At 34.8% G+C, this 10649-nt stretch carries 12 protein-coding genes; 2 read left to right on the plus strand and 10 right to left on the minus strand.

Annotated elements, in window-relative coordinates; all coding sequences use genetic code 11:
• Positions 1 to 5 precede the first annotated feature (5 nt).
• From RTY06_RS10410 to RTY06_RS10425, 4 genes are all read right to left on the minus strand, one after another.
• Positions 6 to 3614, minus strand: a complete 3609-nt coding sequence (locus RTY06_RS10410; protein WP_312824724.1) for a response regulator — start codon at positions 3612 to 3614, stop codon at positions 6 to 8.
• 4 nt (positions 3615 to 3618) lie between these two features.
• Complete coding sequence (locus RTY06_RS10415) at positions 3619 to 5088, minus strand: ATP-binding protein (protein WP_312824726.1); 1470 nt, start codon at positions 5086 to 5088, stop codon at positions 3619 to 3621.
• A gap of 154 nt (positions 5089 to 5242) precedes the next feature.
• Positions 5243 to 5473 (minus strand): hypothetical protein, encoded by a 231-nt coding sequence (locus tag RTY06_RS10420; protein WP_123902422.1) that lies wholly within the window; start codon positions 5471 to 5473, stop codon positions 5243 to 5245.
• Between the two features lie 181 nt (positions 5474 to 5654).
• Complete coding sequence (locus RTY06_RS10425) at positions 5655 to 6113, minus strand: SRPBCC family protein (RefSeq protein WP_312824727.1); 459 nt, start codon at positions 6111 to 6113, stop codon at positions 5655 to 5657.
• 82 nt (positions 6114 to 6195) lie between these two features.
• Between RTY06_RS10425 and RTY06_RS10430 the strand changes: the two genes are divergently transcribed.
• Together RTY06_RS10430 and RTY06_RS16205 are read left to right on the plus strand one after the other, a co-directional pair.
• Positions 6196 to 6357: a hypothetical protein gene (locus tag RTY06_RS10430; protein WP_312824728.1), complete on the plus strand. Its 162-nt coding sequence runs from the start codon at positions 6196 to 6198 to the stop codon at positions 6355 to 6357.
• An 8-nt stretch (positions 6358 to 6365) separates the two neighbouring features.
• Positions 6366 to 6641 carry a PA2169 family four-helix-bundle protein gene (locus tag RTY06_RS16205; RefSeq protein ID WP_409450843.1) on the plus strand — a complete coding sequence of 92 codons (276 nt, stop codon included), beginning with the start codon at positions 6366 to 6368 and terminating at the stop codon, positions 6639 to 6641.
• Here the strand turns inward: RTY06_RS16205 and RTY06_RS10435 are convergent.
• The 6 genes from RTY06_RS10435 to RTY06_RS10460 form a co-directional block, all read right to left on the minus strand.
• Positions 6638 to 6955, minus strand: coding sequence for a hypothetical protein (locus RTY06_RS10435; protein WP_312824730.1), 318 nt, complete (start codon positions 6953 to 6955; stop codon positions 6638 to 6640). The genes RTY06_RS16205 and RTY06_RS10435 overlap by 4 nt on opposite strands.
• On the minus strand, positions 6952 to 7248 hold the full coding sequence (locus RTY06_RS10440) for a hypothetical protein (protein ID WP_312824731.1): 297 nt from the start codon (positions 7246 to 7248) through the stop codon (positions 6952 to 6954). The genes RTY06_RS10435 and RTY06_RS10440 overlap by 4 nt, the downstream gene beginning before the upstream one ends.
• 109 nt (positions 7249 to 7357) lie before the next feature.
• Positions 7358 to 7909, minus strand: coding sequence for a ferritin-like domain-containing protein (locus RTY06_RS10445; RefSeq protein WP_312824732.1), 552 nt, complete (start codon positions 7907 to 7909; stop codon positions 7358 to 7360).
• Between the two features lie 33 nt (positions 7910 to 7942).
• Positions 7943 to 8698: an SDR family oxidoreductase gene (locus RTY06_RS10450; RefSeq protein ID WP_312822681.1), complete on the minus strand. Its 756-nt coding sequence runs from the start codon at positions 8696 to 8698 to the stop codon at positions 7943 to 7945.
• A 1-nt stretch (position 8699) separates the two neighbouring features.
• Positions 8700 to 9206: a nicotinamide-nucleotide amidohydrolase family protein gene (locus tag RTY06_RS10455; protein WP_312824734.1), complete on the minus strand. Its 507-nt coding sequence runs from the start codon at positions 9204 to 9206 to the stop codon at positions 8700 to 8702.
• Between the two features lie 571 nt (positions 9207 to 9777).
• Positions 9778 to 10581, minus strand: coding sequence for a DUF4350 domain-containing protein (locus RTY06_RS10460; RefSeq protein ID WP_312824735.1), 804 nt, complete (start codon positions 10579 to 10581; stop codon positions 9778 to 9780).
• Positions 10582 to 10649: the final 68 nt, after the last annotated feature.

The raw sequence follows: 10649 nt of genomic DNA on the forward strand, positions 1-10649 counted from the left end.
GGTTATTAGTTTTTGTACAACCAAACGCGTAGAAGAGACAGTAACTGATCTATATCAACAGGTTTGGTGATATAATCCGAAGCACCAGCCTGGATACACTTGTCTCGATCTCCTATCATCGATTTTGCTGTAACTGCAATGATTGGCAATTCTTTGAAATTTTGCATTTTTCTGATTTCTCTAATGGTATCATAACCGTCCATCTCCGGCATCATCATATCCATTAAAATTACATCAATGTCTGGATTTTCCTTTATTTTATCGAGCGCTTGTTTACCATCCATCGCCAGGATAACTTCAACTTTATACTTTTCCAAAGCTTTTGATAAGGAGAAGATATTTCTAACATCGTCATCGGTAATCAATATTTTTTTTCCGCTTAAAGTTTCCGTTAGATTTCCCAGATTTTTAACTTTTCCCGACTCGGTCGCTTGTTTATTCTCCTGTACCAAATGTAGAAACAAACTTATCTCGTCCAAAATCCTTTGGTAAGAATGGGCTGTTTTTACAACAATAGAATCTGCATATTGCTTGATTTTGAATTCTTCGGATTGATTTAGATTTCGCTCTGTAAAAATAATGACAGGAAGGTTCTCCAAACCTGAGTAACTTTTTATGCTTTCAACAATCTGATAGCTGCTTCCTCTTGCTGATCCCACATCTACAATTACGCAGTGGACGTTTTCATTTTGGAAGGCTTTTACACTGTCTTCTACCGTATTCTCCACGGACAACGAGATATTGTAATTGCCCAAGAAGTAGGATAAAGCTTTGGCGTGTTGCGCATTTTCTTCGACTATCAAAACCTTTTGTGGCGAGCGTTTCAGTGCTTCTTCAATCTTTTGGAATACATTGTTCATCTCCTCCAATGCTACTGGTTTATTAATAAAATCAATAGCGCCTCTCATCAAACTTTCTTTTTTGGCTTGTAGAGAAGACATCATATGAACAGGAATAGATTTGGTTTGGTTGTTGGTTTTAAGATCCGTCATCACCTGCCATCCATCTTTTACAGGCAATTGTATGTCTAGCAAAATTGCCAGAGGTTTATATTGCAACGCAGCAGAAAGCGCATAATCTCCTCGAACGACTACAACTGCTTTATAACCGTTGACGTGTGCATATTTCAGAAGTGCTTTTGCAAAATTGGTATCGTCTTCTACAATCAAAATCACTTTATCACCTTTTGTGATTTGATCACGATCGTCATCAATATCATCGGGAATATCTAAATGATTTATAGAATTTAAGGTTTCATTATCTGCTTTTATGATTGTTTTAATTTCTTCTACATCTTGCGAAATAACATCTACCAAGCTTTGTTCATTGGAAATAACATATGGCGCAGCCGATGGTTCTTTTGGAATAATTAAACTGAATTCACTACCTTTTCCAAAATCACTTTCCAAGGTGATTTTTCCGCCGAGGAGTTTCGCAATTTCACGACTTATTGAGAGTCCCAAACCTGTTCCTCCAAATTTTCTTTGAGTAGAACCGTCTGCTTGTTGAAATGCTTCGAATATCAGTTTTTGCTTGTCTTCCGGAATCCCCATTCCGGTATCTTTTACCGAGAAAATAAGAAAATCATGATTTTTAGGATATTCGGAAATGTTTAAATTGACAGAGCCTTGCTTAGTAAATTTGAAAGCGTTGGAAAGTAGATTTCTTAACACTTGATCCAATCTTAGACGATCTGTATTCAACTTTTTATCTAAGGAATCAGCAAGATTAATATTGAATTGGACACCTTTTTCATTAGCAATTGGCATAAAAAGATTCTTAATATCCGTTACCACATCTTGCAATGAAATCTGCTCGTACACCAGATTCATTTTTCCGGATTCTATTTTCGCAAGGTCCAAAATTTCATCAATTAATGTCAATAAACTTGTTCCCGAACTTTGGATAACTTTTGCAGATTCTATCTGATCTTCGTTCAGGTTCTCATCCGGATTTTCTACCATCAAACGAGATAATAATAAGATGGAATTGAGAGGCGTTCTCAACTCGTGCGACATATTGGCCAAGAACTCAGATTTGTATTGTGTGCTCAGGGCAAGTTCTTCGGCTTTCTTCTGAATTTCAACATTTCGTTCGGCAATTAGATTATTTTTTTCCTCTAATGCCTTGGAACGTTCTTCTAACTCTGTATTGGTTTGTAGAAGCTCTTCTTGTTGTACTCTCAGCTCTTCTTCCGAGGCCTGAAGTTTTTGGGTTTGAGCTTCTAATTCTGTATTGAGGTTTTCTAATTCGGAATGCTGCACTTGCAATTCTTCCGACTGAGCTTGTGTTTCCTCTAATAATCTCTGTTCTTTTTCTCTTGCTCTTGATGCGCTCAAGGCAATTGCAATGTTTCTTGCGCCTTCATTAAAATAATCAGCTTTAGCATCGTCAAAATTGTGTGTTGCACTCAGCTCCATCACACCAAAAATATGTCTATCCAACACAATTGGAATCAAAATAATACCATTAATCTTAATTTTGCTGCTTGCAAAACTTGTTACAAAATCTTTGTCATCTAGGTTATTAAAAACAGTAATTTTTTCTTGTAAAAATGCTTGCCCAACCATTCCTTCGCCTGGTAAGAAGCTTTTTTTCATATGGTCTTCTAAACCAAAAGCACTATATAATTTCAGTTTTTCATCTTCAAAGATATAAACCGCACCGTTCACACAATCTGCATACGAGATGAAATGATTAAGCGCATTATCGGCTACTTCTTTTACGGTTTTGTTACCAACAAGAGATTCATTAAGTAGAACCAAACCTGTTTGTCTCCATTCACTTTCATTAATTTGGTCAAAAGAAGTTTTCAAAGACAGCGTCATGTTATTTAGAGATTCTACAATATCTCCTAGTTCATCGTTTACTCTATCGGATATTTTTACATCATAATCGCCGCTTGCCACTTTTCCTGCTACTTCTTTAATAATTTTGACTCTTTTTGAGATTTCTAAGTCTTTAGCTTGCAAATCTTTCTCGAGTTTATCTCTTCTTATGAGATCTCTTTTTAATTTCAGATAGAAAAAAATTGTTACAACAAGAGCTGCAAGAGCAGAAAATACGATGAACAAAACCGTACTTGTAGATGAGTTCTTAAGTGCTTTGTTCCTAATTAATAATTCGTTTTCTTCGTGCTTTACAAAATCTGCAACAATATCTCTACATCTATCCATAGAAATTTTGTTGATGGAGATTTGGTCCTGTGTCATCAATAGTCCGTTACGTCTATCGCTTACACATTTCCTCATATTTTGCATGCTTTTGGTAGCATTTTGCTGTAAACTTTCGATCCTTTTAAGCTGTATATTGTCTGTTGTTTCTACATCTTGTAGCTTATCGATTGCTTTTTCAAATTCGGAAACACTGCTGTTGTAGGGTTCCAAAAAAGACTCTTTTCCAGTGAGCTGATAACCTCTATTACCAGTTTCTGCATCCAAAAGGGTAATTAAAACATCTTTAACCGTAGTTATAGCATGTCGGCTTTGAGCAGATTTTTCGCGATTGTTCATCTGATTCTGAATACTCCAATATGAAGCTAAAGAACTAGCAAGTAATATGAAAAAAGACAAACCAACGCTGAACTGCAGATTACGTATAATTTTTTTTGGCATACGATTAATTTAGTGGTAATGTAAAATAGAAGGTAGACCCTTCATTGACTTCGCTAGAAACACCGATAGTTCCGTCGTGCAGTTTTATAATCTCCGAACATATAAATAATCCAATCCCAAGACCCTGAAATTGAACCGAAGACTCTTCTACACGATAAAATTTTTGAAAAACAGATTCCTGTTTATACTCCGGAATTCCGATTCCGAAATCTGTGACGCTAACTCTCACATTCTCTTCATCAATAAAAGTGGAGACAAAAATCTGATGATTGTCGGGAGAATATTTAATCGCATTACTTAAAAAATTGATTAAAACCTGATCAATCCTCATCTCATCCAGAGGAACCAAGATATCGGGTTTTGGACCGTGACGTTCAATCTTAATTTTATTGCTATCTTGCGTTTGTAGAATCGTATCTATTGAATTCTGAATAACCGATTCCAGATTGGTCGGTTTCTTATTGATTTTCAGTTTACCATTTTCGATTTTGGAAACATCAAGAAGATCTGTGATCAGACTATTGAGTTTTTCAATCTGAGTCAAGACTTTGTCAACATAACCCTTTTCAGGACTTTGAGCATCAAATTTCAGTTTACGATCCATCAGCTGAACATAAGCTTTGATACTTGTCAAAGGCGTTTTCAGCTCATGACTTGCGATACTCAAAAATTCATCTTTCTCTTTTTCTACTTTTTTCTGGTCATCAATATCGGTAAAAGTTCCTACCCAGTTTTTAATAATCTCGTTTTCAAAAACAGGAGTCATTCTTAGCAGATGATATCTAAAACTAGCGGATTTCAAATTTTTTATTCTGATCTCAAGTTCAAGAGGTTTATGCTTTTTTTGAGACCTTTCAAATTCTTTCAAAACATCTTTATCATCTGGATGCGTCTCTGGAAAAACCGATTTGGAATTGGAGTAATCGTACCATTTTGCATTCACAAAATTTACCTGTCCATCTTTGTCCAGCGTAAAAGCAATCTGTGGCAAAGCTTCCAGCATCAGATGAAAATGATCGATTTCCGATTTCATCACCACCTGAGATTCTCTCCTTCCTTTGACTTCCAATTCCAGATTCTGATGGTTTTTTTTGAGTGCAAGATTGCTTTCCTGAAGATTATAAAAGGTTTTTACTTTCAGCATCAAAATCTCCGGATCGATAGGTTTGGTGACATAATCGATCCCTCCCGAAGCGTAACCTTTCTCTATGAATTGCTTGTCCGTATTGACCGCAGATAGGAAAATGATAGGAATATCCTTGGTTTTGCTGTATCCCGCGAAGGTCTCCGCGACTTCAAAGCCATCCATTCCCGGCATCTGAACATCCAGAATAATCAGGGAATAATGATTTTTCAGGGCTTTTCCTAATGCTTCTTCGCCAGATTCCGCTGTATCAATTTTAAAATCTTGAGATTCTAATAGCTTTTTTAAAGAATAAATATTGTTTTTATTATCATCAACTATTAAAATCATAAGATAAATATTGTAGGTGGGTAATTTCTTGTTTTCATTAATTTCAAAAATAATGAGATTTTTTTAGAAGAACACAATTTTTTTAATGACTTATAGATATTGTGTCATCTGTGGTTCATAATTTGTTCATTATTAAAACAATAAGCAATTGACATTATCCAGTGTGCGAAGATGCATAAGTATTTTGATAAACATTAAAACTTGCCAGTCTATTATTCTGCTGAATATAGGTGATTTCAACTAAAAAAGATCCCAGTGTATAAATAACAAAACGCAAATCGTTTTTTGAACTTTCATTGATTATCTGTCCTTTTGTAGTAACCAATTGACACTGGTCTTGAGGCGACAAATTTTTAAAATCAAAATAGGAGATTTCTATATCCATAATTATAGTTTTGAAATTTGAAAAAACACTATACAATTTCTTTACCAATTGAAATAAATAATCAATAAAAATATTTGACAATGATTATATATTGAATTTTCAGCAAATCGTACAATGATGTAATGCCTATTCAAAAGGGTTGTATTTTAATTATAAATCCTTGTTGATAATATTTTTCATATTAATGATTAAATAATCGATCAATTACATTTCTTCTGTACTCAAAAATATAATTAAGTGTTTTTTTGACAAGAAGCCAATTAACAAAATCACCAAAAATCCCAAATGGTATTTCGTATTTCAAAATATCTCGCATCAACACGCCATTATCAGAAGGTATAAACTCGTGATAGTGACTCCAGAACTTATAAGGTCCTTTCAATTGATAATCAATAAAGCTGTGTCGGAATTGATATCCTCTGATCTCACTTTTCCAATTAAGCTTGATATGAAATAGAGGACGAACCGTATAATCTATTTTCAAACCTTCGTAAATCTTATCCGTTTCAAGATCTGATACTATTTTGAAATCCATTTCGGAAGGAGCAATACGTGGAAGATTGTATGGTGAGGAGAAAAACTCCCATGCTTCATCCAAACTGCATTCTAAAAACTGTTCCCTCAAAAGTTCGTAAACCATTATACTCTATTTGGATAAGCCATTCCAACAAACATACCATTTGATAGGCATAGTAATTGATTTTAAAAACTAAAATTTACCTATGGACAATTCGAAAGATATCAATACTTTAAATGACCTTCTTCACATTACAAATGATAGAATCGGAGGTTACTTAGCAATTGAAGAAAGTGTATGGCAAATACGCTCAAGCTTGAAAGAAACATATGACGAAAAGCTCAGGCAGTCTTATGAAATGAATTAATCAATTTAATTCATAATCTAGGAGGAAAGCCTGAAGATCATTCTACTGTATTAGGTTCGATCCATCAGAGTTGGATAGAGTTTAAAAATAATCTTACGGCAATATCTAGCGACGGAGGTCTTAATGATGTTATTGCGGGTGAAGAAGCTGCAATTTCAGCTTATCAAAAAGCATTAGACGGCGGAGATCTAAGTCCCGAAATTGCAAGTATAATCTTGGATCATTTACACCATCTTAAAGCTTCTTATAAAAAATTTGATGATTTGAATGCTGAAATCAGCTAAAAATCAAGCATTCCATCAGCAAGTGTCTTCCATTGTATTTTCGTTAGACTTAAGAAACCACCGCAAGTCACTATAAAATTTCTGACGAAAGTCCATATACCTTTATTCTTCGTATTGGGTATTTCATTTCGTCCATATATTCCCACTTTAATATAATCAATTCCTTTTTCAATGATGAATGTAGATGTTGCACTATTAGAATAAAAATGTTCTATATGTTTAGGATTTCCTTTAGGAGACGCAGAAGGTCTGCAGGTAATCAAATGTATTTCTTTTTCATCATTAGTTGTCAAAGTGATTTCATCGATTCTCACCCAGTCATAACCTTTTGAACCGACATTTTATCTGGACCGGGAATGTCAATTCTAATAAAATCACCGACACGAGGATGCCTGTCTATATACAATCCTAAAGAATTAAACAGGTTAAAGTCAGCAAAACCATTTCCTGAATAATCATTCCAGTAATTAATAGAGTAAAAACGATTTTTTAGAATGCTAAATTTATTATCTAATATTTCCGGTACAATAATGTTTTTATGACTTTCTGTATCGTGAAATGATCCCTTAGATTGTATTGGAACCCCTCTTATTAATTTTGCTTTCATACGGACTAGCTTTATTTTTTCACAATTAAAAATTCATTAGAAAAAATCAGAGAACAATTAATTGCTCTCTGATTGATATACTTCTAATAAACAAAGCTTAGTAATTTATTTACTTTGCTTTTGAATTCAAATTAGTATCAGCAAGCTTTGTCAATGACTTGTCGCATTGTTTTTCTTCTTCTAATGTTGCAAGAAGATTTTTTAATGATACTTTTTCTTTCAACACTTTTGCAAAAGCAGCTAATGTTCCATAGGTAGCAATTTCATAGTGTTCAACTTTTTGAGAAGTGGCAATAATCCCAGCATCTCGTACAGTTCCCGGTTCTGTTTCCTTTAGAATACTATCGGCTTCGTCCAACAAGCCCTGCATTGCATCACACTTTTTAGCTTGTGCTTTTTTACCCATAGATTTGAAACATTCTTCCAATCGGCTTACGTGTCCTTCAGTCTCTGTTAAATGTTGGGCAATAGCATTTTTTAACTTTTCATCAGTAGCATTTTTCTGCATTTTTGGTAAGGCTTTTACTAATGCTTTTTCTGCCCAATAGATATCTTTGAGACCATCCTCAAAAAGATCTTTCAATTCTTTTGCTGCATCTTTTTTTGCCGGAGTTTTTCGTACAGTTGTCTTTTTTGCTGTAGTTTTTGTAGTAGTTGCCATAATTTTTGTTTTTTTATATTAATATTTTGATTTTTAGCCATTTATAATTAATCCACCATTCGGATGAATTACCTGTCCCGTTATTTGCGCTGCGGCATCTGTGGCAAGAAATAAAAAACTGCCCGCAATTTCTTCTTCGGTTGCATTTCTTTCTAACGGAGGCTTATTTGGATCTTCTTCCTTTTCGTTAAAGGTTTTCTCGGTTAACGGTGTTGCGACAGGACCGGGTGCAACAGCGTTGACACGAATTCCCTTGGATTTTGATTGTAATGCGAGCGATCTTGTAAATGAAACAATGGCTCCTTTTGTTGCGCTGTAATCCAGAAGTTGTTTGTGTCCTTGATAAGCGGTAGCTGAAGTCGTATTGATAATACAATCACCCATTTTCAGATGTGGAAAAGTTGCCTTTGTAAGCAATATCATTCCGATGATATTGGCATTAAATGTTTCTCGGATATGCTCTTCCTGTAAGTCTAAAATATCATCACAGGGAAATTGAACACCTGCATTATTGATCAAAATATCCAACTTTCCAAATTCAGATATCACCTTATTGACTGCTACTTTACAGAATTGGAAATTATTGACATCCCCGGAAAAAATGATAGACTTTCTTCCTAATTTTTCAATCTCATTTTTGGTTTCTTCAGCCTCTTTGTCATTAGTGTGATAAATAATCGCAACATCTGCGCCTTCTCTAGCAAATAACAATGCAACCGCTTTCCCTATTCCACTATCAGCTCCGGATATTAAAACCGATTTATTTAGTAATTGTAATTTATCCGTCATCCTAAGCTATTACTTCTAAATGATCTCTCTTCACTTCACATCTGAGACAACCGATAACATACTCCATAAAATAGTTCTGTGCATCAACCGCTTTTGTCATAGGATGAAGTTCAATCTTATCACTTCTAATGATTGTCCCCTTATAAGAAATACAGTAGTAAGCGTAGATCTCACCGTTGGATTCTTCCACAGGAGTAGCAAATCCGGTTGTGGCAATTCCCCATTCTGTATTAAAAAGCTTAGCAACATTTATAGCCATTTGCTCACTAATATTTCTTGATACGCAGTTCGCAGATATAGCTTCGTCTTGATCGATATTCAATAGGTTGACTTTTTGTTCCAAATTATATGCAGTTAAGCCACCTTTATAGAATTGTTCCGCTTGAGGGATTTGCGAAAAAGCCATTTGCAGTGAACCCGAAGTCACACTTTCTGCTATTGAAATAGTTTCTTCTCTTCTTAGAAGATGCTGTCCAATCTTATTTAATGTCAGGTTAGATGATTCCATAATAATATAATTTGAAGTGATTGAAAAAGAATAGTTTAGTTCGATTCTTTAAAACAATTCTTCTGCCAAAACCTATTGTCATTTCAAATTACATATTGAAATATTATTTAAGTTTTTTATGATTTGAATCACAATATATAACTCATTTACAATCAAATAACTCATCAAAAAATAATATTATAAATTTTCCTGATATTTATTTTATTAAAAAATGTACGTCTTCAAACTAAATTGGACATTTTGTAATAAATCCTTAAGGATTTCTACTACCAAATCTTTTTGTTCTTTCGGAATGCTGTTCCACTGTCTTTTAGATGTTCTTTTGGATGTATCCAAGCCACTACATAATGTCTACTTTTTGCTGACGATTTACATCCTTCTTGATTCTAATCCTTGTCAAGGTTTTGAACCTTGACAAGGATTGTTGTATCGAATCTCTCGCAGCCCGACTTGAGCGGAAATCCTCATTGCGAGGGACGAAGCAATCTGTTGTAGAGAAATTACGCTAATTCAACGGATTGCTTCGTCGTTCCTCCTCGCAATGACGGTTCAACCGATTGCACAGATTGGTTTATTTCTCTGAAGACTGCTTCAGCAACCACTTTACCCATTCTTCCGTACCTTCATAGTTGGAAAAATCTTCCGTAAGCTTCTTTCCATCGATATATTCGTTGTAACACCATGGGTCGCCCAATGCGAAAACGGTTCCTTTTCCAACCTTTGCAATGGCGCCAATCACCTGATTCTGTGCATGCAAAAATGGTTTCGCAGGTGCTTTTGACGTTATGGTACTCACTTCTTTCATATATAATTTAAGCTCAGAAAACACCTCATTGCCCGGTTGTACATATACAGCACCCTTTTCAAACTCTCTACCTTTCAATCTATTGATGCTGTCATCATTGAAATGAATGCCGAATTTTTCTGCCAGTTTATTGAATTCTGTAAACTCAGAATTTCCGTTGTCGTTGCTCATCAAAACCAAAACACCACCTTTTTTTACCCAATCTACAAGGTTTTTGATTGAATTGGCATCGATAAGATTGGCTTTTCCACCGTACGCTTCTTTGTCGATATCAGCGTCAACAATGATGTAGATGTTGGTTTTTTTCAAATCTTTTTTTGATGGAGCAGTTGTTAAAGTACTGATTTCTGCACCTTGTTTCTGGAAGATTTCGCCCAGCAAAGAAAACCCGCCGTTGGAAGTGTCGTTCCATGTGTAATGCCATGATTCCAGGACTTTGGTTTCTTTGTTTTCCTTTTTTTCGTTGTTGAAAAAATTGTCTAAAACGACTTTCGGTTTGTTTTGTGCATTGGAAAATCCGAATGTGAGGAGCGTTCCTAATGCTAATGTTTTTACTATGACCTGTTTCATAATTTTATTATACTAACCCGTAGTGCATTATAAAAAAGGCTACTCATAATACGAAAATTTCGTATATT

Origin of the sequence: Epilithonimonas sp. (assembly GCF_032055105.1) — a bacterium.
Taxonomy (GTDB): Bacteria; Bacteroidota; Bacteroidia; order Flavobacteriales; family Weeksellaceae; genus Epilithonimonas.

Excerpts from the sequence above, each read along its gene's own strand:
- RTY06_RS10410 (WP_312824724.1), bottom strand. The coding sequence starts at position 3,614 with ATGCCAAAAAAAATTATACGTAATCTGCAGTTCAGCGTTGGTTTGTCT.
- RTY06_RS10415 (WP_312824726.1), bottom strand. The coding sequence starts at position 5,088 with ATGATTTTAATAGTTGATGATAATAAAAACAATATTTATTCTTTAAAA.
- RTY06_RS10420 (WP_123902422.1), bottom strand. The coding sequence starts at position 5,473 with ATGGATATAGAAATCTCCTATTTTGATTTTAAAAATTTGTCGCCTCAA.
- RTY06_RS10425 (WP_312824727.1), bottom strand. The coding sequence starts at position 6,113 with ATGGTTTACGAACTTTTGAGGGAACAGTTTTTAGAATGCAGTTTGGAT.
- RTY06_RS10430 (WP_312824728.1), top strand. The coding sequence starts at position 6,196 with ATGGACAATTCGAAAGATATCAATACTTTAAATGACCTTCTTCACATT.
- RTY06_RS10440 (WP_312824731.1), bottom strand. The coding sequence starts at position 7,248 with ATGAAAGCAAAATTAATAAGAGGGGTTCCAATACAATCTAAGGGATCA.
- RTY06_RS10445 (WP_312824732.1), bottom strand. The coding sequence starts at position 7,909 with ATGGCAACTACTACAAAAACTACAGCAAAAAAGACAACTGTACGAAAA.
- RTY06_RS10450 (WP_312822681.1), bottom strand. The coding sequence starts at position 8,698 with ATGACGGATAAATTACAATTACTAAATAAATCGGTTTTAATATCCGGA.
- RTY06_RS10455 (WP_312824734.1), bottom strand. The coding sequence starts at position 9,206 with ATGGAATCATCTAACCTGACATTAAATAAGATTGGACAGCATCTTCTA.
- RTY06_RS10460 (WP_312824735.1), bottom strand. The coding sequence starts at position 10,581 with ATGAAACAGGTCATAGTAAAAACATTAGCATTAGGAACGCTCCTCACA.